Genomic DNA, 24,214 nt, shown 5'->3' with positions numbered 1-24,214 from the left:
CTGATTCTGCGACAAAAACTCCCGGGCGTATAAGAAAAAAATGTGATAAAACGATAACGGCACGACGCAAACGATTAATTATTTATACACCGTCTTTTTGCCGTTTGCTGCGAATGCGCAAATCGGCAACATACGGTGCGTACAACACAACATTCAGAAAGGGTCAAGCGTAATGATCCCACAGATTTCCCAGGCACCCGGCGTAGTACAGCTGGTGCTGAATTATTTGCAGGCACTGGAGCAACAAGGTTTTACCGGCGATACCGCCACCCGCTACGCCGACAGGCTAACGATGGCGACCGATAACAGTATCTATCAGCTGCTCCCGGATGCGGTGGTATTCCCGCGCTCCACCGCCGATGTCGCGCTGCTGGCTCGTCTGGCGGCGGAAGAACGTTTTCAATCCCTGGTTTTCACCCCGCGCGGCGGCGGCACCGGCACTAACGGGCAGTCGTTGAACCAGGGCATCATTATTGATATGTCCCGCTATATGAATCGCATCATTGAAATCAACCCTGAAGAGGGCTGGGTGCGCGTCGAAGCGGGTGTGATTAAGGATCAGCTTAATCAATATCTTAAGCCCTATGGCTACTTTTTCTCACCTGAACTGTCGACCAGTAACCGTGCAACGCTGGGCGGGATGATCAATACCGACGCCTCCGGGCAGGGTTCGCTGGTGTACGGTAAAACCTCCGATCACGTGCTGGGCGTGCGCGCCGTGTTGCTGGGCGGCGATATTCTGGATACTCAACCGGTGCCGATCGCGCTGGCCGAAACGCTGGCCAAACAGCAGTCGGCGGTAGGGCGAATCTATCGCACCGTGTTTGAACGCTGTCGCGAAAACCGCCAGCTGATCCTCGACAAATTCCCCAAACTCAACCGCTTCCTGACCGGCTACGACCTGCGTCACGTCTTTAACGATGAGATGACCGAGTTTGACCTGACCCGCATTCTTACCGGTTCGGAAGGGACGCTGGCGTTTATTACCGAAGCGCGTCTGGACATTACGCCGTTGCCGAAGGTGCGCCGGCTGGTCAACATTAAATACGACTCCTTCGACTCGGCGCTGCGCAACGCGCCGTTTATGGTAGAAGCGCGCGCGCTGTCGGTTGAAACCGTTGACTCTAAGGTGTTGAACCTCGCGCGGGAAGACATCGTCTGGCATTCGGTGAATGAACTGATTACCGACGTTCCCGACAAAGACATGCTCGGGCTCAATATCGTGGAGTTCGCCGGTGATGACGATGCGCTGATCGAAGGCCAGGTCAGCGCACTGTGCCAGCGTCTGGATGAACTCATCAGCCAGCAAGAAGGCGGCGTGATTGGCTGGCAGCGCTGTAACGAACTGGACGGTATCGAACGTATCTATGCTATGCGTAAAAAGGCCGTCGGCCTGCTTGGTAATGCAAAAGGCGCGGCCAAGCCGATTCCCTTTGCCGAAGATACCTGCGTGCCGCCGGAGCATCTGGCGGACTATATTGTTGAGTTCCGCGCGCTGCTCGATAGCCACGGCCTGAGCTACGGCATGTTTGGCCACGTGGATGCGGGCGTACTGCATGTGCGTCCAGCGCTGGATATGTGCGACCCGCAGCAGGAGATTCTGATGAAGACGATCTCCGATGAGGTGGTGGCGCTGACCGCGAAATACGGCGGTCTGCTGTGGGGCGAGCACGGTAAAGGGTTCCGCGCCGAGTACAGTCCCGCCTTCTTCGGCGAGCAGCTGTACGGCGAACTGCGGAAGGTGAAAGCAGCATTTGACCCGGACAACCGCCTGAACCCGGGCAAAATCTGCCCGCCGGAAGGTATTGATGCGCCAATGATGAAAGTCGATGCGGTGAAGCGCGGCACTTTCGACAGGCAAATTCCGGTCACCGTGCGTTCGGCGTGGCGTGGCGCGATGGAGTGTAACGGCAACGGTCTGTGCTTCAACTTTGACGCTAAAAGCCCAATGTGCCCGTCTATGAAGATCACCAACAACCGGATGCACTCGCCAAAAGGCCGTGCGACCCTGGTGCGCGAATGGCTGCGCCTGTTGGCCGACCGCGGCGTCGATCCGCTGCTGCTGGAAAAAGAGCTTCCGGAGAAACGCGCCAGCCTGCGTGCGCTGGTCGAGCGCACCCGTAATAGCTGGCATGCGCGCAAGGGCGAGTATGATTTTTCGCATGAGGTTAAAGAGGCCATGTCCGGCTGTCTGGCCTGCAAAGCCTGTTCAACCCAGTGCCCGATTAAAATCGACGTGCCGGAGTTTCGCTCCCGCTTCCTGCAGCTCTACCACACGCGCTATCTGCGCCCGGTGCGCGATCATCTGGTCGCGACGGTGGAAAGCTACGCGCCGCTGATGGCCCGCGCGCCGAAAACCTTTAACTTCTTTATGAGCCAGCCGCTGGTGCGTAAGCTGTCGGAAAAACACATCGGCATGGTCGATCTGCCGCTGCTTTCCGCGCCGTCGCTGCAAAAGCAGATGGTGACGCACCGTTCTGCCAATATGACGCTGGAGCAGTTGGAAACGCTCACTCCGGCGCAAAAAGCGCAGACTGTGCTGGTTGTACAGGATCCCTTCACCAGCTATTACGATGCTCAGGTAGTGGCCGATTTTGTCCGGCTCATCGACAAGCTTGGCTACCAGCCGGTGCTGCTGCCGTTTTCACCGAACGGTAAGGCACAGCATATTAAAGGCTTTGTTACCCGTTTCACCAAAACGGCGCAGAAAACCGCCGACTACCTGAACCGGGTGGCGGCGCTGGGGATGCCGATGGTAGGCGTCGATCCAGCGTTGGTGCTGTGCTATCGCGACGAATACAACCAGGTTCTGGGCGACAAACGCGGCGACTTCAACGTGATGCTGGTGCACGAATGGCTGCCGCAGGCGCTGGCACAACGTGAAAGCCCGTCGCCGTCGGGTGAGGCCTGGTATCTGTTCGGCCACTGCACGGAAGTGACCGCGCTGCCGACGGCACCGAAACAGTGGGCGTCTATCTTTGCGCGCTTTGGCGCCACGCTTGAGAACGTTAGCGTCGGCTGCTGCGGTATGGCGGGCACCTACGGCCATGAAGTGAAGAATCACGCCAATTCGTTGGGCATTTATGCGCTATCGTGGCAGCAGGCGATGCAGCGCCTGCCGCGCAACCGCTGTCTGGCAACCGGCTATTCCTGCCGCAGCCAGGTGAAGCGCGTTGAAGGTAACGGCGTACGCCATCCCCTGCAGGCTTTACTGGAGATTATCGGATGATCTGGAGACGGCAAACCACGCTGGAGGCATTGAACGCGATGGGCGAGGGCAATATGGTCGGGCTGCTGGATATTCAGTTCGACAGTATTGGCGACGATTCGCTGGAGGCCACCATGCCGGTAGACCACCGTACTCATCAGCCGTTTGGCCTGCTGCATGGCGGCGCGTCGGTGGTGCTGGCTGAAACCCTCGGGTCGGTGGCTGGATATCTGTGTACGGAGGGCGATCAGCGGGTGGTGGGGCTGGAGGTGAATGCCAACCATATCCGCTCTGCGCGCAGCGGGCGGGTTCGTGGAGTGTGCAAAGCGCTGCATGCCGGGCGGCGCCATCAGGTCTGGCAGATTGAAATCTTCGACGATGAAGGGCGGCTTTGCTGCTCCTCGCGGCTGACGACGGCAGTCGTATAAGCCCTCAGGCAAAACGCGCTTCCCTGTGGGGAGCGCGTTCAGATGGCTCACAAACCAGCCCGCGCTGTGCCGGATGGCGTCGCAAGCGACTTATCTGGCCTATAACGGATGTCGATTTCAATCTGTGACGCCATCCACGTAGGCCTGATAAGCGTAGCGCCATCGGGCTTTCGGACGTGGTCATCAGTCTTAACGCACTTACGCCTCGATCGGCGTTAAATATTCCAGCCGTAGCGGCTCGGCCAGCAGAGTATCCATTTGCCCAACAAACGCCTGAAAGTGCGCCTGCGATACATGATGGTCCAGCGCAGCCTGGTCGCGCCAGCGCTCGTGCATGTAAAATGTCTCTGGTTCATCGCGCCGTTGAAACAGCGCGTACTCGAGGTTGCCTGGCTCCTCACGCGTGGGTCGCAGCAGAGCGCTTAGCGCCTCGCGCAGCGCCTGCGTTTTTCCCGGTTGGGCCTTCAGCACGGCAAGTATCGCGATCATCCTAAAACCCCTCCAGCACGATTTTTCCAACCGCGCGGCCGGTTTCGAGCTGAGCGTGCGCCCGTTGCAGGTTTTCAGCGTTAATCACGCCGTAATGCTCGCCCAGCGTGGTGCGAATAACCTGAGTATCTATCAGCGTCGCCACTTCAGACAGTAAACGGTGCTGTGCATCCATGTCTTTGGTCTCAAACATTGAACGGGTGAACATAAACTCCCAGTGCAGCGAAAGACTTTTTAGCTTCAGCGGCACCACGTCGAGGTGCTCCGGGTCATCAATGAGCGCCAGTTTTCCCTGTGGGGCCAGCACGTTAATAAGCGCTAAATAGTGTTCTGCCGTATTATTCAGGCTGGCAACGTGCGTGACGGCGGGGACGCCAATGCGTGCCAGCTCGTCGCTCAGCGGTTGACTGTGATCGATAACATAGTGGGCGCCAGCCTCACGCACCCACTGCTGACTGGCTGGACGGGAGGCGGTACCGATGACCGTCATGTTCGTCAGTTTACGGGCAAGCTGAGTCAGAATAGAGCCGACGCCGCCCGCCGCGCCGACAATGAGCAGCGTATCGCCCTCATTGCCGCCGCGGGCAACGCCCAGGCGGTCGAACAACAGTTCCCAGGCGGTAATGGCGGTCAGCGGCAGCGCGGCGGCTGCGGCGTTATCCAGGGTACGCGGCTTCAGCGCGACGATACGTTCATCCACCCGCTGAAATTCGCTGTTGCTGCCAGGACGGCCGAGTGCGCCGGCATACCAGACTTCATCGCCGGGGGTGAAAAGGGTCACTCGTTCGCCGACGGCTTTGACGACGCCAACGGCATCCCAGCCGAGCACGCGCGGCGTCTCGCCTGAAAAACCGGCGCGCACTTTAGCATCGACGGGGTTGACGGAAATCGCTTTGATCTCCACCAGCAGGTCGTGGCCCGCAGCTTGTGGAACGGGCAGGGAAATCTCTTGAATAAAAGGAATGTTGCTGCCGTCTGCGGCGGCTCTGGTAATGGCAAAGGCTTTCATCATGGCTCCAGGTCTGATTTGTCTTACCCGGATAATAAAAATAAGCGATGAAGAGAAAAACGGCGTCGCGGCGATAAGACTTATACGCAAACCGCGAAAATCACGCCGTGGGCTAACGATGTTCGAAGAAAATTTCTTCCTCTTCCATGCGTTCTTCAATCTGCCGGGTCACGCGCTGTAGCGCCGCCAGATGCTTTTCCGCCGCTTGCTCAATGGTCATCGCTTTGGCGATATAGACCAGATTCAGGCAACCGATAACCCGCGCCTGGCTTCGTACCGGTACGGCGATGGAGGCGATTTTTTGCTCCAGCTGCCAGCCCTGAAAGTTTTCGCCGTAGCCATTTTTCCGCGTGCGTTCGAGTATCGCGTGCAGTTTTTCCGGCTCGCGGGCCAGTTGGTATTCCTCTTCCGGGCGGGCGGCCAGCATTTCAATGATGGGCTGACGCTCATGCTCAGGCGAAAAAGCCAGCCACGTCAGGCCAGACGCGGTCAACAGCAGCGGCAGGCGTCGGCCCACCATGGCGCGGTGGAAGGAGAGGCGACTGAAACGGTGGGTGGTTTCCCGTACGACCATGGCATCAACGTCGAGCGTGGTTAAATCGGTGGGCCAAATGACCTCGCGCAATAATTCTCCAAGTAGCGGCGTTGCAAGTGCAGAAATCCAATGTTCGTCACGAAATCCCTCACTTAACTGCCGCACTTTCATCGTCAAACGGAAGCTATCGTCTGACAAACTGCGCCGCACGTACCCCTCCTCCTGAAGGGTCTCCAGCAGCCTGCGTACGGTGGTGCGGTGCAGGCCGCTAAACTCCGCCAGCGTCGCGGTTGACGCGCCTCCGTCGAATTTATTTAACAAATTAAGTAACAATAAACCCCGCGTTAATCCCCGCACGGTTTTGTAATCGGTCGCCTCGTTATTCTTCATATTTCCTGACATTTTTATATCTAAAACAACGTTGTGCACCTGGTGCACATCCTGGTCTGTTTTGATTGTAGCCTAAATTCCCGGACATATACTGCGCTCATTATAAAAATATGTTTACAACAAATTAACAGTTGAGCATGTGCGTTAATAGCACCAACCCGGCTGGTCCGATTCGTGAGGTATTGAAGATGACAACATCAAATCCGGATATTCAACCTGCAGTACAACACCATGTTCAGGTCGCTATCGCTGGCGCGGGTCCCGTAGGGCTGATGATGGCGAACTACCTGGGACAGATGGGCGTGGAGGTGCTGGTTGTCGAGAAGCTGGATAAATTAATCGACTATCCGCGCGCCATCGGCATTGATGATGAAGCGCTGCGCACCATGCAGTCTGTCGGGCTGGTCGATAACGTGCTGCCACACACTACGCCGTGGCATGCCATGCGTTTCCTGACCCCGAAAGGCCGCTGCTTTGCTGATATCCAGCCGATGACCGACGAATTTGGCTGGTCGCGCCGCAACGCGTTTATCCAGCCGCAGGTCGATGAGGTGATGTATCAAGGCCTGAGCCGTTTCCCGAACGTGCGCTGCCTGTTCTCCCGTGAACTGGAGGCGTTCACCCAAAAAGGTGACACCGTCACCATTAATCTGAAAGGCCCTGAGGGCGAACGTGAAACCGTACAGGCTAACTGGCTGGTGGCCTGCGACGGTGGCGCCAGCTTTATTCGCCGTACGCTGAACGTACCGTTTGAAGGTAAAACGGCGCCCAACCAGTGGATCGTGATTGATATTGCTAATGACCCGCTGGCTACGCCGCACATCTATTTGTGCTGTGACCCGGTGCGCCCTTACGTGTCGGCAGCGCTGCCGCACGGCGTGCGCCGCTTTGAATTCATGGTGATGCCGGGCGAAACCGAAGCCCAGTTGAGCGAGCCGGAGAATATGCGTCGCCTGCTGAGTCAGGTGCTACCGGATCCGGATAACGTCGAGCTGATTCGCCAGCGTGTATATACCCATAACGCCCGTATCGCAGAACGCTTCCGTATCGATCGCGTGCTGTTGGCCGGTGATGCGGCCCACATCATGCCGGTCTGGCAGGGGCAAGGCTACAACAGCGGTATGCGCGATGCTTTCAACCTGGCATGGAAGCTGGCGATGGTGGTCAACGGCAAAGCGGGCGAGACGCTGCTGGACACGTATCAGCAGGAACGCCGCGACCATGCCAAAGCCATGATCGATCTCTCGGTGACCGCTGGCAACGTACTGGCACCGGCAAAACGCTGGCACGGTACGGTGCGTGACGGCATCTCCTGGCTGCTGAACTACATTCCACCGGTAAAACGCTACTTCCTGGAAATGCGCTTTAAACCGATGCCGCAGTACCGCGAAGGCGCGCTGTTGCTGGAAGCTAACGCTAAAAATTCACCGGTCGGCAAGATGTTTATCCAACCGAAAGTGACCCGCGAAAACGGTGAGGTGGTGCTGCTGGATGAGGTTATTGGACCGAAGTTTGCCGTGATTGCCTGGGGCTGCAACCCGCTGTGGGGTATGAGCGACAGTCAAATCGTGCAATGGCGCGCGCTGGGAACCTGTTTTATTCAGGTGGTGCCGGATGTGCAGATCCGTACGCCGCAGGACAATTTCACCGGCGTGATACGTCTCGGCGATAGCCAGAATCGGCTGAAAACATGGTTTGCGGCGCAGAACGCTTCCCTGGTGGTGGTACGCCCGGACCGCTTTGTTGCTGCGCTGGCCATTCCACAGACGCTGAATACAACCCTCGACCAACTTGCTCAGGCGATGGCGCTGACCCCCGCGACATCGGGTCTGGCTGAAGAGAAGGTGGCCTGAAATGAATGCATACCTGCACTGTCTTTCCCACACGCCGCTGGTGGGCTATGTCGACCCCGCACAGGAGGTGCTGGACGAAGTTAACGGCGTGATTAGTGAAGCGCGCGCGCGCATTGCGGCATTTGACCCGGAGCTGGTGGTGCTGTTCGCACCGGACCACTACAACGGCTTTTTCTATGACGTCATGCCGCCGTTTTGCTTAGGCATCGGCGCCACCTCCATCGGCGACTTTTCCAGCGCGGCAGGGGTATTGCCGGTTCCGACGGCGCTGGCGGAAGCCTGCGCTCACTCGGTGATGAAAAGCGGTATCGATCTGGCGGTTTCCTACTGTATGCAGGTCGATCACGGTTTTGCCCAGCCGCTGGAGCTGCTGCTTGGCGGGCTGGACAAACTGCCGGTACTGCCGGTGTTTATCAATGGCGTCGCCACGCCGCTGCCGGGTTTCCAGCGTACGCGCATGCTGGGCGAGGCCATGGGGCGCTTCCTGTCGACGCTGAATAAACGGGTGCTGATCTTAGGATCCGGTGGCCTGTCGCACCAGCCGCCGGTACCGGAGCTGGCGAAGGTGGACGCCCATATGCGCGATCGCCTGCTCGGCAGCGGTAAACAGCTGCCGCCCGACGAGCGTGAGCTGCGCCAGCGTCGGGTCATTGAAGCGGCTGAACGCTTTGTTGAAGACCAGAAAACGCTGCACCCGCTGAACCCCATCTGGGACAACCAGTTTATGACGTTGCTGGAACAGGGCCGCCTGACGGAGCTCGATGCTATCAGCAATGAAGAACTTTCGGCGATCGCCGGCAAATCGACCCACGAAGTGAAAACCTGGGCTGCGGCGTTTGCCACGCTTGCCGCCATGGGGCGCTACCGCGCCGAAGGCCGCTACTATCGGCCGATCCCGGAATGGATCGCCGGCTTTGGCTCACTGAGCGCCATGACAACGAATTGATTAAGCAGGAGATTATGATGAGCTATCAACCACAAACCGAATCTGCAACCAGCCGTTTTCTTAACGTGGAAGAGGCCGGACAGACGCTGCGCATCCACTACAACGACTGCGGCCAGGGCGATGAAACCGTCGTGCTGCTGCACGGTTCCGGACCGGGGGCAACCGGCTGGGCGAACTTCAGCCGCAATATCGATCCGCTGGTGGAGGCGGGCTATCGCGTACTGCTGCTGGACTGCCCGGGCTGGGGCAAAAGTGACTCGATCGTGAACACGGGCTCTCGCTCCGATTTGAACGCCCGTATTCTGAAAAGCGTGGTCGATCGGTTGGATATCGAGAAAGTACACCTGCTCGGTAACTCTATGGGTGGGCACAGCGCGGTGGCCTTTACGCTGACCTGGCCTGAACGCGTCGGCAAACTGGTACTGATGGGCGGTGGCACCGGCGGCATGAGTCTGTTCACACCGATGCCGACGGAAGGCATCAAGCTGCTGAACGCGCTGTATCGCGAACCGACCATCGAAAATCTCAAAAAGATGATGAGCATTTTCGTTTATGACACTCGCGATTTGACCGACGCGCTGTTTGAAGCCCGTCTGAACAACATGCTGTCGCGCCGTGACCACCTGGAAAACTTTATTAAGAGCCTGGAAGCCAACCCGAAACAGTTCCCGGATTTCGGCCCGCGGCTGGGTGAAATTAGCGCGCCGACCCTGGTGGTCTGGGGGCGTAACGACCGTTTTGTCCCGATGGATGCGGGCCTGCGACTGCTCTCCGGGATTGCCGGTTCCGAACTGCATATTTACCGCGATTGCGGCCACTGGGCACAGTGGGAGCACGCAGAGGCGTTTAACCAGCTGGTGCTGAATTTCCTGGCGCGTCAATAAGGAGCCGCAATGTCTACCGATTCTTTGGCCACACTGGCCGCCGCGCTGCGCGAAGCAGAACGCACCGGGGTGGCGATCGCGCCGCTGCGCGAGATGATTGGTCTCGATAACGCCGAAGCCGCGTATGCCATTCAGCGCCTGAACGTCGAATTTGGTGTGGCGCAGGGCCGCCGCATCGTGGGGCGCAAAGTGGGTTTGACCCACCCGAAAGTCCAGCAACAGCTGGGCGTCGACCAGCCGGATTTTGGCACCCTGTTTGCGGATATGTGCTACGGCGATAACGAGACCATTCCCTTCGACCGCGTGCTGCAGCCGAAGATTGAAGCCGAGATCGCCCTGGTGCTGAACCGCGATCTGCCGCATGCCGACACCACCTTTGATGAACTGTATAACGCCATTGAGTGGGTTGTCCCGGCGCTTGAAGTGGTGGGCAGCCGCGTGCGCGACTGGTCTATTAAGTTTGTTGACACCGTCGCCGACAACGCCTCCTGCGGCGTGTACGTGGTCGGCGGCCCGGCGCAGCGTCCAGCCGCCCTGGACCTGAAAAACTGCGCGATGACCATGACCCGCAATCACGAAGAGGTGTCCAGCGGTCGCGGCAGCGAATGTCTGGGTCACCCGCTGAACGCCGCCGTCTGGCTGGCGCGCAAAATGGCCAGTCTCGGCGAGCCGCTACGTGCGGGGGATATCGTACTCACCGGCGCACTGGGGCCGATGGTCGCGGTCAAACCGGGCGATCGTTTTGAGGCGGTTATCGAGGGCATTGGCTCGGTTGCCGCGACCTTTTCAGAGCAAGAAGGAAGTCAGTCATGAGCAAATGTAAAGTCGCCATTATCGGTTCAGGCAATATCGGCACTGACCTGATGATCAAAATTCTGCGTCACGGTAAGCATCTGGAGATGTCGGTGATGGTCGGCATTGATCCGAACTCTGACGGCCTGGCGCGTGCGGCGCGTATGGGCGTCGCCACCACTCACGAAGGGGTGAGCGGATTAATGGCGATGGCGGAATTTGCCGACATTGATATCGTATTCGATGCCACCAGCGCGGGCGCGCACGTGAAAAATGACGCCGCGCTGCGTAAGGCAAAGCCGGGTATCCGCCTGATTGACCTGACGCCAGCGGCGATTGGCCCGTACTGCGTACCGGTCGTTAACCTCGACAAAAATCTGTCGCAGGGCAACGTCAACATGGTGACCTGCGGCGGCCAGGCTACCATCCCAATGGTGGCGGCGGTTTCCCGCGTGGCAAAAGTTCACTACGCGGAAATTATTGCCTCTATCTCCAGCAAATCCGCGGGCCCGGGCACCCGCGCGAATATCGACGAGTTTACGGAAACAACGTCGCAAGCGATTGAAGTGGTTGGCGGTGCGGCGAAGGGGAAAGCGATTATTATCCTCAACCCGGCCGAACCGCCGGTGATGATGCGCGACACGGTATACGTGCTGAGCGAAGCGGCCTCGCAGGCTGAAATTGAGGCTTCCATCGAAGCGATGGCGGCAGCGGTACAGGCCTACGTGCCGGGCTACCGTCTGAAGCAAAAAGTGCAGTTCGAGGTTATCCCGCAGGATAAACCGGTGAACATTCCCGGCGTGGGTCAGTTCTCCGGGCTGAAAACGGCCGTGTATCTGGAAGTCGAAGGTGCCGCTCACTATCTGCCGGCCTACGCCGGAAACCTCGACATTATGACCTCGGCGGCGATGTCTACCGCTGAAAAAATGGCCCAAACGCTGGTTAAAGTGGCAGGAGAAGTCGCATGAACGGTAAAAAAATCTATATCTCAGATGTGACGTTACGCGACGGGATGCATGCCATCCGCCACCAGTATTCGCTGGACCACGTTCGGCAGATAGCCAGGGCGCTGGACGATGCGCGCGTCGACTCGATTGAAGTTGCGCACGGCGACGGCCTGCAGGGATCCAGCTTTAACTACGGCTTTGGCGCGCACAGCGATATCGAGTGGATCGCTGCAGCGGCGGAAGTGGTGCAACATGCCAAAATCGCCACGCTACTGATCCCGGGTATCGGCACGCTGCACGACCTGAAAAATGCCTATCAGGCAGGGGCCCGCGTGGTGCGTGTGGCGACGCATTGCACCGAAGCAGACGTTTCCGCGCAGCATATTGCCTACGCCCGCGAACTCGGGATGGACACCGTCGGTTTTCTGATGATGAGCCATATGACCACGCCGGAAAATCTGGCGAAGCAGGCAAAACTGATGGAAGGCTACGGCGCAACCTGTATTTATGTGGTGGACTCCGGCGGCGCAATGAACATGAACGATATTCGCGATCGCTTCCGCGCGCTGAAAGAGGTGCTTAAACCGGAAACGCAAACCGGTATGCACGCGCACCATAACCTGAGCCTTGGCGTTGCCAACTTGCTGGTGGCGGTAGAAGAGGGCTGTGACCGTATTGACGCCAGCCTTGCGGGAATGGGTGCCGGTGCCGGTAACGCGCCGCTGGAAGTGTTTATCGCCGCCGCTGACAAGCAGGGCTGGCAGCACGGTACTGACCTGTATGCGCTGATGGCGGCGGCGGACGATCTGGTGCGTCCGTTACAGGATCGTCCGGTACGCGTCGATCGTGAAACGCTGGCGCTCGGCTATGCCGGCGTCTACTCCAGCTTCCTGCGTCACAGCGAAGTGGCAGCGGCGCGTTATGGTCTCAGCGCGGTTGATATCCTGGTTGAACTGGGCAAACGCCGAATGGTGGGTGGCCAGGAAGACATGATCGTCGACGTGGCGTTGGATCTGAAAGCCAAAGCGCAGGCTTGATAACGATCCGGTCGGCAATGTACTGACCGGGCGAACGAAAATGAAAAAATAACGCGGCCGGCAACGTATCGGCCGCCTTTCACCTGTTCTCTACAGAAGGTAGCACGATGTCGAATATTACTCACGTTTCCTCACCGCCGAAAACGTCCCGCCTGATGCAGACCGTCGGGCTTTGCTTTTTGGTCGCCCTGATGGAAGGGCTCGATTTACAGGCCGCGGGTATTGCTGCGGTGGGCATTGCCCAGGCATTCTCGCTGGATAAAATGCAGATGGGCTGGATTTTCAGCGCCGGGATACTGGGTCTGCTGCCAGGGGCGCTGTTTGGCGGTATGCTGGCCGACCGACATGGCCGCAAGAAGGTGCTGCTGGGCTCGGTAGTGCTGTTTGGCCTGTTTTCGATTGTGACCGCGCTGGCGTGGGATTTCCCGTCGCTGGTATTTGCCCGCTTTATGACCGGTGCGGGGCTGGGTGCGGCACTGCCGAATCTGATTGCGCTCACTTCTGAAGCGGCGGGGCCACGTTTTCGCGGTACCGCAGTGAGCCTGATGTACTGCGGGGTGCCGATTGGCGCGGCGCTGGCTGCCGCCATGGGGTTCAGCGGCCTGACGCAGGCCTGGCAGACGATTTTCTGGGTTGGCGGTATTGTGCCGCTGTTGTTGGTTCCGCTGCTGATGCTCCGCCTGCCGGAGTCGCAGGCGTTTAGCCGTCAGCAGCAGGATGCCCCGGCGCCGCTGCGGGCCATTTTTGCATCCGGTACCGCCTCATCAACGCTGCTGCTGTGGCTGTGTTACTTCTTCACCCTGCTGGTGGTGTATATGCTGATTAACTGGCTGCCGATGCTGCTGGTCGATCAGGGCTTTAGCCGCCCGCAGGCTGCCGGCGTGATGTTCGCACTGCAAATGGGGGCGGCGCTGGGTACGCTGATGCTGGGTGCGTTGATGGACAAACTCAGCCCGCTCAAAATGTCGCTGTTGATTTACTGCGGAATGCTGGCGTCGCTGATTTCACTGGGTATGGCGAACTCATTGGCCATGATGCTGGTATCAGGTTTTGTCGCGGGGATGTTTGCGACCGGTGGGCAGAGCGTGCTTTATGCCCTGGCGCCGCTGTTTTACGGCACCGAAATTCGCGCTACTGGCGTTGGCACGGCGGTAGCGGTCGGGCGGCTGGGGGCGATGAGCGGCCCGCTGCTGGCCGGAAAAATGCTGGCGCTGGGCACCGGCACCGTGGGGGTGATGGCCGCCTCCGCGCCGGGGATTGTGCTGGCGGGCGTGGCGGTGTTCTGGCTGATGAATCGCCATCAGCGCAGCGTGGCGGAGGAAAGCGCGGGATGATAATGGGGGCGTCGCTGGCGACGCCATCCGGCACAGGGAGCCTTAATAGGCTCCCTTTTTTATGCGTGATGATTAATCAAAAGCGCTGCTCGGGCACAATTTAACGCCGTCCGTTTTCCAGCGAACCATTTTGGCGTTGGCATCGAGATCTTTTACCGATACAGAATCACCGGAATATAACGATCCGGTGACGATAATATCGTAATTGTGGTTCGGCTGCGGGACGAAATCAGAATAGGATGTGGTGCTGGCGTAATGCACGATATCAATGAGTTGCCCCGGTTTGATGGTAAATTCATTGATAAATGCGCCTTTAACATCGTTTGATGCCGGCATGTCTGAGAGGCGTTTGTTTCCGGTTACCGGAATGCCAATGATCGCCAGTCCGGAGGTAATTCGCCTTTCCAGTACTTTCTTATAGCAGCCATCAGGCTGCTTTTCATAAAACTGCAATGCGGTATTGCCAGAGGTGCTGGCGCGAATACGCGCGGCATCATTACCTTTGTAATCTTCAAGCGCAGGTCGGAAACCGGCGGTGCATCCACTCAGAAGTACGGCGACCAGGCCACTGACTAAAATATTTTTATACATTTTTATCCGTGATAATAATTTTTATTAAGGACGAAGGAGGATGTTGCTTTTAATTATTCAAGACCTTTTATAAACGCAATACTACACGTGATTTCAGGCATTACTTTATTCGTAATGCTATGATTCACAGTGGTTTCTTGGTTTGGTTAACGTTATCGTGCCAGAATGTTTTTTTCAACACTAAAATAGGCTGCTTGCTGAGCAGGGAACTGACGTGATGGAATAAACGCTATTTGCCGCGCAAAGCGTTAAAAGCCATCTATTCTTGTTGAGCGCCTTTGCGCGATGGTTAAGAATAGAATGACACTTCACGATGCGACAGGCAGGACGTTATGACCCAGTACAGTACGTTTTCCCTTGGTTCTCAATTTGTTAATCGTCTCGGATACGGGGCGATGCAGCTGGCCGGTCCCGGTGTCTTTGGCCCGCCAAAAGACCGCCATGCGGCGATTTCCGTGTTACGCGAAGCTCTCGAACTGGGCGTCAATCACATTGATACCAGCGACTTTTACGGCCCGCATATCACCAATCAGATTATCCGTGAAGCGCTGCACCCGTACGCCGACGATCTGACCATTGTCACTAAAATCGGCGCCCGCCGCGGCGATGACGCGTCCTGGCTACCGGCATTTTCCGCCGCAGAACTCAAGCAGGCGGTGCATGATAATCTACGCAATCTGGGCCTCGACGTGCTTGATGTGGTCAATATGCGGGTGATGATTGGCGACGGACATGGGCCGCGAGAAGGCGATATTGAGGCCAGCATTAGCGTACTGGCAGAACTGCAGCAGCAGGGGTTGGTGAAGCATATTGGCCTGAGCAACGTCACCCCGGCGCAGGTCGCGCAGGCGCGTCAAATTGTGCCGATTGTTTGCGTTCAGAACGAATACAATATTGCTCACCGCGCCGACGATGCGCTGATTGACGCACTGGCGCACGACGGTATTGCCTACGTGCCGTTCTTCCCGCTTGGCGGTTTCTCACCGCTGCAATCCACCACGCTCAATCGCGTTGCCGCCGATCTGGGCGCGACGCCAATGCAGGTGGCTCTGGCCTGGCTGTTGCACCGCTCGCCAAATATTTTGCTGATCCCTGGTACGTCGTCAGTGGCACACCTGAGGGAAAACATGGCTGCGGCGCAGCTGCCGCTGCCGCCCGAGGCGCTGGCGACGCTTGACGGGATTGCTGCTAAAGGCTAACGGGAGGTCACATGACGCAAACGCTCTCGGCCCGGTGCCACTGCGGCGCGGTCGCGTTCACCGTTACGCTGAGCGAGGGTTTTAACACCGCACGGCGCTGTAACTGTTCCTATTGCCGGATGCGCGGCGCGGTGGCCGTGTCTGCACCGTTGGCGGGGATTAAGGTGCTGCGCGGGCGAGATAAGCTGACTGAATACCGCTTTAATACCGGCGAAGCGGTGCATTTTTTCTGTTCGGTATGCGGAATCTATACCTTCCACCAGCGTCGTTCTAATCCGCAGCAATATGGCATTAACGTTGCGTGCATTGAAGGCGTATCGCCGTTTGATTTTGCCTGCGTAGAGGTCGTTGATGGTGCGAATCACACCAAAGATGGCGGCAGCGGCGGGGTAGTCGGGTATTTACGCTACGAAGGCATAAAGTCGGAATAAAAAAAAGCCCTGCTTTGAGCAGGGCTTGTCAATTTCAGGGCAATTAAGCCACCAGGCTATCAATCGCCGCTTTCGCGTCAGCAGACGCTTTTGCCGCCATTTCCGGACCGTAAGCGATGCCTTCAGCGAAGACCACGTTCACGTCGGTGATGCCGATGAAGCCCAGGAACACGTTCAGGTACGGGGTGATCAGGTCGGTCGGGGTATCTTTATGGATGCCGCCGCGGCTGGTCAGTACGATAGCGCGTTTACCGGTCACCAGGCCTTCTGGACCTTTCTCGGTGTAACGGAAGGTCACGCCGGCACGGGCAATCAGGTCAAAATAGTTTTTCAACTGAGTTGGGATGTTGAAGTTGTACATCGGCGCAGCAATAACAATCACGTCGTGCGCTTTCAGTTCAGCAATCAGCTCATCAGACAGCGTCAGCGCTTCCTGCTGGCGCGGGGTCAGCGGGGAATCGCTCGGACGCAGCGCACCTACCAGTTCACCATCCAGTACCGGAATCGGGTTGGCGGCCAGGTCACGCACGGTGATTTCGTCAGCGGAGTGCTTTTCGCGCCACTGTTCAACGAAATAATCGGACAGCTGACCTGATTGAGAGTAGCCTGCCAGGATGCTGGATTTCAGAACTAATACTTTGCTCATTGGGTGATTCCTTATATTTGATTGACGGGCTGTGCCCTGTTGCTTGCTGACACTCTATTCACATTCCTGCCGCAGGGATAGCGCAATATATCGAATTCTATATTCAGTTTTTTTGAACAAGGCAACAAATGCGCAAATGTGGTACTCTAGGACCATACTTTATAAGCGTTTTTTACAGGCACTCCGCTGCCCGATAACACTATGACAGAACAACAAAAAATCACCTTCGCCACGCTCAGCCAGCGCCTTGACGCGCTGACGCTGCGGGATAAACAGCGTTTTGCCCGCCGTCTGCACGGCGTGAAGAAGGTTAAAAATCCTGATGCTCAACAGGCCATTTACCAGGAGATGGCGCAGGAAATTGAACAGGCGGCAGGTAAGGTCGTGCTACGCGAAGCGTCACGTCCGGCGATTGAATACCCGGAAAACCTGCCCGTCAGCCAGAAAAAACAGGATATCCTTAACGCCGTTCGCGACCACCAGGTGGTGATCGTTGCCGGTGAAACCGGTTCGGGTAAAACCACCCAGCTGCCAAAAATCTGTATGGAGCTGGGACGCGGGATTAAAGGCCTGATTGGCCATACCCAGCCGCGTCGTCTGGCGGCGCGCACCGTGGCTAACCGTATTGCAGAAGAGTTAAAAACCGAGCCGGGCGGCTGCATCGGTTATAAAGTGCGTTTCAGCGACCACGTCAGCGATAACACGATGGTCAAGCTGATGACCGACGGTATTCTGCTGGCGGAAATTCAGCAGGACCGTCTGCTGATGCAGTACGACACCATTATTATCGATGAAGCGCACGAACGTAGTCTGAACATCGACTTCCTGCTCGGCTACCTGAAAGAGCTATTGCCGCGTCGCCCCGATCTGAAAGTCATTATCACTTCCGCAACGATCGACCCGGAGCGCTTCTCCCGTCACTTTAATAACGCGCCGATCATTGAAGTCTCCGGCCGGACTTATCCGGTAGAAGTGCGTTATCGACCCATCGTGGAAGAGGCGGACGATACTGAGCGCGATCAGCTACAGGCGATTTTTGACGCGGTTGATGAACTGGGTCAGGAAAGCCCTGGCGACATCCTGATCTTTATGAGCGGTGAACGTGAAATTCGGGATACCGCCGATGCGCTCAACAAACGCGACCTGCGCCACACCGAAATTTTGCCGCTGTACGCGCGGTTGTCGAACAGCGAACAGAACCGCGTGTTCCAGCCGCACAGCGGGCGTCGCATTGTGCTGGCGACCAACGTGGCGGAAACGTCGCTCACCGTACCGGGCATCAAGTACGTTATTGACCCGGGCACGGCGCGTATCAGTCGCTACAGCTACCGCACCAAGGTTCAGCGTCTGCCTATTGAGCCGGTCTCACAGGCCTCCGCCAACCAGCGTAAAGGCCGCTGTGGCCGTGTGTCGGAAGGGATCTGTATTCGTCTGTATTCTGAAGACGACTTCCTGTCGCGCCCGGAGTTTACCGACCCGGAAATTCTGCGCACCAACCTGGCGTCGGTCATTCTGCAAATGACCGCGCTGGGGCTGGGTGATATCGCCGCGTTTCCGTTTGTTGAAGCGCCCGATAAACGTAACATTCAGGATGGTGTACGCCTGCTGGAAGAGCTGAGCGCCATCACCACCGACGAGCAGCAAACCGCTTACAAGCTGACGCCGCTGGGGCGTCAGCTTAGCCAACTGCCGGTTGATCCACGTCTGGCGCGTATGGTGCTGGAAGCGCAGAAACACGGCTGCGTGCGCGAGGTGATGATTATCACCTCCGCGCTGTCTATTCAGGATCCGCGCGAGCGGCCGATGGACAAACAGCAGGCGTCCGATGAAAAACATCGCCGTTTCCATGATAAGGAGTCCGACTTCCTGGCGTTCGTCAACCTGTGGAATTACCTTGGTGAACAGCAGAAAGCGTTGTCGTCAAATCAGTTCCGCCGCCAGTGTAAGCAGGATTTTCTTAACTATCTGCGCGTACGGGAATGGCAGGATATCTACACCCAGCTGCGCCAGGTGGTGAAAGAGCTGGGTATTCCGGTTAACAGCGAACCGGCGGAGTACCGTGAGATACATATCGCGCTGCTTACCGGTCTGCTTTCGCACATCGGTATGAAAGATGCCGACAAGCAGGAATTCACCGGCGCACGCAACGCGCGCTTCTCTATCTTCCCGGGCTCCGGGCTGTTCAAGAAGCCGCCTAAATGGACTATGGTTGCCGAACTGGTGGAAACCAGCCGCCTGTGGGGGCGTATTGCCGCGCGAATCGATCCGGAATGGGTGGAGCCGGTTGCGCAGCATTTGATCAAACGCTCTTACAGTGAACCGCACTGGGAACGCGCGCAGGGCGCGGTGATGGCGACGGAGAAGGTGACCGTCTACGGCCTGCCGATTGTCGCTGCGCGTAAGGTCAACTACAGCCAGATCGATCCGGCGCTGTGTCGTGAGCTGTTTATTCGCCATGCGCTGGTGGAGGGGGATTGGCAGACACGCCACGCTTTCTTCCGCGATAACCTGAAGCTGCGTACCGAAATTGAAGAGCTGGAGCATAAATCGCGCCGTCGCGACATCCTGGTGGATGACGAGACGATGTTTGAATTTTACGACCAGCGCATCAGCCATGAGGTGATTTCCGCGCGCCACTTTGATAAGTGGTGGAAACAGGCCAGCCGTGAAACGCCGGATCTGCTCAATTTTGAGAAGAGCATGCTGATTAAAGAGGGGGCGGAGCAGGTCAGCAAGCTGGACTACCCGAACTTCTGGCACCAGGGCAACCTGAAGCTGCGCCTCTCTTATCAGTTTGAACCCGGTGCTGACGCCGATGGCGTGACGGTGCATATTCCGCTGCCGCTGCTCAATCAGGTGGATGACGCCGGGTTTGAATGGCAGATCCCGGGCCTGCGCCGTGAGCTGATTATCGCGCTGATTAAATCACTGCCGAAGCCGGTGCGCCGCAACTTTGTGCCTGCGCCGAACTACGCGGAAGCGCTGTTAGGCCGCGTCACGCCGTTTGAACAACCGCTGCTCGATGCGATGGAGCGCGAGCTGCGCCGGATGACCGGCGTGACCGTTGACCGTGAGTCCTGGCAGTGGGATCAGGTGCCCGATCACCTGAAAATTACCTTCCGCGTCGTTGACGATAAAAACAAGAAGCTTCAGGAAGGCCGCTCGCTGCAGGAATTGAAGGACGCGCTGAAGGGCAAAGTGCAGGAGACGCTTTCGTCGGTGGCCGACGACGGCATCGAACAAGCCGGGCTGCATATCTGGAGCTTTGGCGACCTGCCGGACCGCTACGAGCAGAAGCGCGGCAACTATAAGGTGAAGGCCTGGCCGGCGCTGGTGGATGAACGCGACAGCGTGGCGATCAAGCTGTTCGATAACGAGCTGGAACAGCAACAGGCCATGTGGCGCGGCCTGCGTCGTCTGCTGCTGCTGAATATCCCGTCGCCGATCAAGTATCTGCACGAGAAGCTGCCGAACAAAGCCAAGCTGGGCCTGTACTTTAACCCGTACGGCAAAGTACTGGATCTGATTGACGACTGCATCTCCTGCGGCGTGGATAAGCTGATTGATGAAGCGGGTGGCCCGGTGTGGACGGAAGCAGGCTTTAACGCGTTGCATGATAAAGTGCGCGCGGAGCTCAATGAGACGGTGGTTGACATTGCTAAGCAGGTTGAGCAAATCCTGACGGCGGTATTCAACGTTAACAAACGCCTGAAAGGGCGCGTCGACATGACGATGGCTCTGGGGCTGTCGGACATCAAAGCGCAGATGAACGGTCTGGTGTACCGCGGCTTCGTCACTGGCAACGGCTTCCGTCGTCTGGGCGACACCCTGCGTTATTTGCAGGCTATCGAAAAACGGCTGGAGAAAATGGCCGTCGACCCGCACCGCGATCGCGCGCAGATGCTCAAAGTGGAGAGCGTTCAGCAGGCGTGGCAGCAGTGGCTGAATAAGCTGCCGCCAGCGCGCCGGGAAGATGACGACGTGAAAGAGATCCGCTGGATGATCGAGGAGCTGCGTGTCAGCTTCTTTGCGCAGCAGCTCGGGACGCCGTATCCGATTTCCGATAAGCGAATATTGCAGGCGATGGAGCAGATAGTGGCGTAAGCGTGACCCATGCTGCTGATGGCAACGAACCGGGGCGTAAGGTTTACCCTGCGGCCCGGTTCGGCGCATGCTTTTATGGTGACGATATCCGTTCACCATCAGATTGACGCAGTCATGGCACAAACCAGAAGGCGTGGGCGTCTCGTTCCTGGCTACGCTTGCGGTATTAAACGCTGTATGTCAGGCCTTCACCCGTGATGAGAAAAAGCGGGTTGTCCCGCCCAACCCGCAGCATCATGCGTTGACCCAGGTGAGCGTAAACCCGTCCCAGCCCTTTATCCCTACGGTTTGCAACGCCGTTGACGTTAAGCGCGGGTTGTTATGTATCATGTCAATGAACCGGCGTACGCCCTGCACGCGTTCGTCGGTGCTGTCAGGATCCGTCACCTCACCGTCGCGCACGACGTTGTCGCCAATAATCAACGTACCCGGGCGTGAATATTTCAGCGCCCATTGCAGGTAATAAGGATTATTGGGTTTGTCCGCGTCGATGAAAATCAGATCGAACGGCGCGGCATCGCCGAGCATGGCCAGTGAATCCAGCGCCGGGCCTTCATGCAGCGTCACGCGATCGTTAAGACCTGCCAGCGCAATGTTTTGCCGCGCGATTCGGGCGTGGTTCGGGTCAGCTTCCAGCGTTATCAGATGCCCACTGGCGGGCAGTTCACGCGCCATCCAGATAGCGCTATAAGCACCGAGCGTGCCGATTTCCAGTATTTTTTTCGCGCCTGACATTCGTACAAACAGCGCCAGCAACTGCCCCTGATTGGCGGCGACGTCGTGGGCGGGCAGCCCCGCGCGGAGGTTATTTTCCAGCACCTGAGACAGGATGGCATCTTCGCCAATCAGTTTTTCAATCAGATAGTTATCAACATCGGTCCACCGTTTTTGCATTGCGATGCTCTCATGGTTTTGTCAGCCTGACGATGAAGACCAGCCGCCTCCCAGCGACCGGTAAAGATCGATCTGCGCCAGCAGCAGATTATTTTTCACCTGTACTTCGCTAAGCTGCGTCGAGAACAGGGTGCGCTGCGCGTCCAGTACGTCAAGGTAGGAGGAGTAGCCGTTCCGATAGCGGTTTTGCGCAATGCGCAGCGTTTCCTGTGCCACCGTCTCTTGCCCCTGGAGTTCGCTGAGCTGTTCGCCGTAGCGGGCGATAGCATCAAGACTATCATTCACCTCTTTAAAGGCGTTGCGCACGGTTTTCTCATAGCCGTACAGCGCCTGATTGCGCTGGGCCATCGAAACATCGACCTGGGCGTTTAACGCCTGCCGATTCAACAGCGGAGCCAGAATACTGCCGCCGAGGCTCCACAGCCGCAGCGGGTTATCCAGCAAATCGGGCAGGGTGCGGTCCTGTAAGCTGCCGGTAGCGGTCAGGTTGATGGACGGCAGCAGCTGTGCTTTTGAAGACGCCAGCGTGGCATCGGCGGCCAGCAGCTGGCGCTGTGCCTGAACGATATCCGGGCGCCGGTTGAGCAGCGATGATGGTAGCTGAGAAGGTAACACCAGCGGCGTCAACTGGGCAAACTCATGACGCATAACGTCGCCGGGGTTTTTACCCAGCAGCACGCTCAGGGCATTCTCCTGCTGAGCAATCTGATGACGTAACACTGGCACCTGAGCGCGCGTCGCGCGCAGTTCTGAATCGGCCTGCATCAGTTCGAGCCGCGAGGTATAGCCGGTTTCAAACTGCCGCTTTGCCAGAGTCCAGGCGTCTTCACGTGATTTCAGCGTTTGTTCGGTGACCCGTAGCTGCTCGTCCAGCGAAAGTAGTGAGAGATAACCGGAAGCGACGGCGGTGGCCACTGTCAGATCCGCCGCGGCAGCGGCGGCTTTTTGCGCCTCCAGGCTCGCCTGCGCGGCATCGGCGGCGCGACGGTTTACGCCCCATAAATCGACGTCGTAGCTGGCGGTCAGCCCGCCTTTGTACACCGTGCTGTGGACCGGCAGCCCGGTCGCAGCCGACTGCGCGCGGGCGCGGGTACCGCCCAGGCTGGCATCAAGCGACGGGAACAGGCTGCTGTCGGCAGCGTAGGCGCGGGCCTGATATTCGTTGACTCGTTCGCGGGCGATGAGCACATCGCTGTTATGGCGCAACGCCAGGTCAACGTACCGGTTCAGCGCGTCGTCATGGAAGTGACGCCACCAGACACCTTCGACGGCGCTGGCGGGGCCGATATCAGCGCGCCAGGCCGTAGGGATTGCCAGCGTTGGCTGCGCCTGCTGAACGTCTGCCGACTGGCAGCCCACTAAGGCGAGCGCTAATGCAACGACCGCTGGCCGGATCATTTATCCGCCTCCGCATGCGTATCAATCGTCACTTGCACCGACATCCCCGGACGCAGACACTCGAGATTTTTCTGCCCCGTGTTCACGGCAATACGCACGGGAATACGCTGGGCGATCTTGACGAAGTTACCGGTAGCGTTGTCCGGCGAGATGGCGCTAAACTCAACCCCGGTGGCGGGCGAAATACTTTGTACGGTGCCGTGGAATTTTTCGCTGTTCAGCGCATCGACGCTAAAGGTTACGGCCTGGCCGACGCGCACGCTTGCCAGCTGCGTCTCTTTCAGGTTGGCGATGACCCAGTGCTGCGGCGGTACCAGCGGGGCAAGGTGGGTACCTGCCGTGACGTACGCGCCGAGGCGCACGGCCACTTGTCCTAACTGACCGTCGGTAGGCGCGATGATACGCGTATTCTGTAGATCGATCTCCGCCAGTTCCAGCGCCGCTTTAGCGTTCGCCACGTCGGCCTCCAGCGATGCGCGATTGACGATGGTCGACTGTAAATCCTGGCGCGACATTTCCAGCGTGGCCTTCGCCTGCTCAATATCGGCCGCGCTCTGCGCGGCGCTGGCGCGTGCGGCGTCACGTTCGCGTACCGACAGCGAACCGTCGGCGGTCAGCTCCTGCACGCGCGCTAAGTCGGCCTGTGATTTGAGATTCTGCGCGCGGGCGTTTTGCAGCGCCGCGTCGTTGCGGGTAATCACCGCTTCGGCGCTTTTTCGCTGCTGGAGGTTATTTTTCAGCGCGGCTTCTTTCATCGCCAGCTGCGCCTGCGCCTGGTGAACTCGCTGCTTATAGATGCGATCGTCAATCTGAAAGAGGACTTGCCCCCGTTTGACGCGGTTAAAATCCTGCACGTTGACCTGGGTCACGTAGCCGCTGACCTGCGGGCTGATAAAGGTCGTCAGGCCGCGTACGTAGGCGTTATCGGTAAACTGGCTGTGGCGGGTGAAGGGCGGCAGTTGCCAGGCGTACAGGACGACCAGTACGCCGACAAGGCCAATGGCCGCAGCGGTAAAAATGGACACCACGCGGATGTTGTTGCGGGTGTTGGCCTGCTGCCTGGCGGCATCCTGCTGACTCATGACGACTCCGATCTCTC

At 57.9% G+C, this 24,214-nt stretch carries 20 protein-coding genes; 12 read left to right on the top strand and 8 right to left on the bottom strand.

The genetic code is table 11. The features are described from left to right. Window positions 1-172 precede the first annotated feature (172 nt). Window positions 173-3,229 carry a D-2-hydroxyglutarate dehydrogenase YdiJ gene (gene ydiJ, locus H7R76_RS12100; RefSeq protein ID WP_182965317.1) on the top strand — a complete coding sequence of 1,019 codons (3,057 nt, stop codon included), beginning with the start codon at window positions 173-175 and terminating at the stop codon, window positions 3,227-3,229. Then, window positions 3,226-3,636, top strand: a complete 411-nt coding sequence (gene menI / locus H7R76_RS12095; RefSeq protein WP_106929198.1) for a 1,4-dihydroxy-2-naphthoyl-CoA hydrolase — start codon at window positions 3,226-3,228, stop codon at window positions 3,634-3,636. The genes ydiJ and menI overlap by 4 nt, the downstream gene beginning before the upstream one ends. A gap of 198 nt (window positions 3,637-3,834) precedes the next feature. Here menI and H7R76_RS12090 read toward each other — a convergent pair whose 3' ends face one another. From H7R76_RS12090 to H7R76_RS12080, 3 genes are all read right to left on the bottom strand, one after another. Next, window positions 3,835-4,125 carry a putative quinol monooxygenase gene (locus tag H7R76_RS12090; protein WP_106929196.1) on the bottom strand — a complete coding sequence of 97 codons (291 nt, stop codon included), beginning with the start codon at window positions 4,123-4,125 and terminating at the stop codon, window positions 3,835-3,837. 1 nt (window position 4,126) lies between these two features. Further along, entirely contained in the window at window positions 4,127-5,134 is a 1,008-nt protein-coding gene (locus tag H7R76_RS12085) for a zinc-binding alcohol dehydrogenase family protein (protein ID WP_182967971.1), read from the bottom strand. A gap of 112 nt (window positions 5,135-5,246) precedes the next feature. Then, window positions 5,247-6,059, bottom strand: a complete 813-nt coding sequence (locus H7R76_RS12080; RefSeq protein WP_146145733.1) for a DNA-binding transcriptional regulator — start codon at window positions 6,057-6,059, stop codon at window positions 5,247-5,249. 188 nt (window positions 6,060-6,247) lie between these two features. On the opposite strand from H7R76_RS12080, the gene H7R76_RS12075 reads away from it, so the two are divergent. The 7 genes from H7R76_RS12075 (at window position 6,248) to mhpT (ending at window position 13,852) form a co-directional block, all read left to right on the top strand. After that, window positions 6,248-7,912 (top strand): bifunctional 3-(3-hydroxy-phenyl)propionate/3-hydroxycinnamic acid hydroxylase, encoded by a 1,665-nt coding sequence (locus H7R76_RS12075; RefSeq protein WP_182965315.1) that lies wholly within the window; start codon window positions 6,248-6,250, stop codon window positions 7,910-7,912. Window position 7,913: 1 nt separating this feature from the next. Beyond that, window positions 7,914-8,858, top strand: a complete 945-nt coding sequence (mhpB, locus tag H7R76_RS12070) for a 2,3-dihydroxyphenylpropionate/2,3-dihydroxicinnamic acid 1,2-dioxygenase (protein WP_106929188.1) — start codon at window positions 7,914-7,916, stop codon at window positions 8,856-8,858. Window positions 8,859-8,875: 17 nt separating this feature from the next. Continuing rightward, window positions 8,876-9,742, top strand: coding sequence for a 2-hydroxy-6-oxonona-2,4-dienedioate hydrolase (mhpC, locus tag H7R76_RS12065; protein WP_106929186.1), 867 nt, complete (start codon window positions 8,876-8,878; stop codon window positions 9,740-9,742). A gap of 9 nt (window positions 9,743-9,751) precedes the next feature. After that, window positions 9,752-10,555, top strand: a complete 804-nt coding sequence (gene mhpD / locus H7R76_RS12060) for a 2-keto-4-pentenoate hydratase (RefSeq protein WP_106929184.1) — start codon at window positions 9,752-9,754, stop codon at window positions 10,553-10,555. Further along, window positions 10,552-11,502: an acetaldehyde dehydrogenase gene (gene mhpF / locus H7R76_RS12055; RefSeq protein WP_106929182.1), complete on the top strand. Its 951-nt coding sequence runs from the start codon at window positions 10,552-10,554 to the stop codon at window positions 11,500-11,502. The genes mhpD and mhpF overlap by 4 nt, the downstream gene beginning before the upstream one ends. Continuing rightward, window positions 11,499-12,518 carry a 4-hydroxy-2-oxovalerate aldolase gene (gene mhpE, locus H7R76_RS12050; protein WP_182965313.1) on the top strand — a complete coding sequence of 340 codons (1,020 nt, stop codon included), beginning with the start codon at window positions 11,499-11,501 and terminating at the stop codon, window positions 12,516-12,518. The genes mhpF and mhpE overlap by 4 nt, the downstream gene beginning before the upstream one ends. 107 nt (window positions 12,519-12,625) lie before the next feature. Further along, window positions 12,626-13,852 (top strand): 3-(3-hydroxy-phenyl)propionate transporter MhpT, encoded by a 1,227-nt coding sequence (mhpT, locus tag H7R76_RS12045; RefSeq protein ID WP_182928986.1) that lies wholly within the window; start codon window positions 12,626-12,628, stop codon window positions 13,850-13,852. A 72-nt stretch (window positions 13,853-13,924) separates the two neighbouring features. Here the strand turns inward: mhpT and H7R76_RS12040 are convergent, their stop codons facing one another. Then, on the bottom strand, window positions 13,925-14,443 hold the full coding sequence (locus H7R76_RS12040; RefSeq protein ID WP_106929176.1) for a hypothetical protein: 519 nt from the start codon (window positions 14,441-14,443) through the stop codon (window positions 13,925-13,927). 332 nt (window positions 14,444-14,775) lie between these two features. Here H7R76_RS12040 and H7R76_RS12035 point away from each other — a divergent pair, with 332 nt between their 5' ends. Further along, on the top strand, window positions 14,776-15,642 hold the full coding sequence (locus tag H7R76_RS12035; protein ID WP_106929174.1) for an aldo/keto reductase family oxidoreductase: 867 nt from the start codon (window positions 14,776-14,778) through the stop codon (window positions 15,640-15,642). Between the two features lie 11 nt (window positions 15,643-15,653). Continuing rightward, on the top strand, window positions 15,654-16,073 hold the full coding sequence (locus tag H7R76_RS12030; RefSeq protein ID WP_182965311.1) for a GFA family protein: 420 nt from the start codon (window positions 15,654-15,656) through the stop codon (window positions 16,071-16,073). A 43-nt stretch (window positions 16,074-16,116) separates the two neighbouring features. Here the strand turns inward: H7R76_RS12030 and azoR are convergent, their stop codons facing one another. Further along, the gene (gene azoR, locus H7R76_RS12025) at window positions 16,117-16,719 is read right to left on the bottom strand and encodes an FMN-dependent NADH-azoreductase (protein ID WP_106929170.1); all 603 of its coding nucleotides are present in this window, start codon (window positions 16,717-16,719) and stop codon (window positions 16,117-16,119) included. 201 nt (window positions 16,720-16,920) lie between these two features. Between azoR and hrpA the strand changes: the two genes are divergently transcribed. Next, window positions 16,921-20,823: an ATP-dependent RNA helicase HrpA gene (hrpA, locus tag H7R76_RS12020; RefSeq protein WP_182965309.1), complete on the top strand. Its 3,903-nt coding sequence runs from the start codon at window positions 16,921-16,923 to the stop codon at window positions 20,821-20,823. 234 nt (window positions 20,824-21,057) lie between these two features. On the opposite strand, the gene H7R76_RS12015 is transcribed toward hrpA, so the two are convergent. The 3 genes from H7R76_RS12015 to H7R76_RS12005 are packed head-to-tail and all read right to left on the bottom strand — an operon-like array spanning window position 21,058 to window position 24,197. Continuing rightward, window positions 21,058-21,717, bottom strand: a complete 660-nt coding sequence (locus H7R76_RS12015; RefSeq protein WP_106929165.1) for an O-methyltransferase — start codon at window positions 21,715-21,717, stop codon at window positions 21,058-21,060. Between the two features lie 21 nt (window positions 21,718-21,738). Beyond that, window positions 21,739-23,115, bottom strand: a complete 1,377-nt coding sequence (locus tag H7R76_RS12010; RefSeq protein ID WP_182928983.1) for an efflux transporter outer membrane subunit — start codon at window positions 23,113-23,115, stop codon at window positions 21,739-21,741. Then, the gene (locus H7R76_RS12005) at window positions 23,112-24,197 is read right to left on the bottom strand and encodes an HlyD family secretion protein (RefSeq protein ID WP_182965307.1); all 1,086 of its coding nucleotides are present in this window, start codon (window positions 24,195-24,197) and stop codon (window positions 23,112-23,114) included. The genes H7R76_RS12010 and H7R76_RS12005 overlap by 4 nt, the downstream gene beginning before the upstream one ends. Window positions 24,198-24,214: the final 17 nt, after the last annotated feature.

Source organism: Klebsiella sp. WP8-S18-ESBL-06 (assembly GCF_014169755.1).
GTDB lineage: Bacteria > Pseudomonadota > Gammaproteobacteria > Enterobacterales > Enterobacteriaceae > Kluyvera > Kluyvera ascorbata_B.
This window is presented reverse-complemented; position numbering and strand designations above follow the sequence as displayed.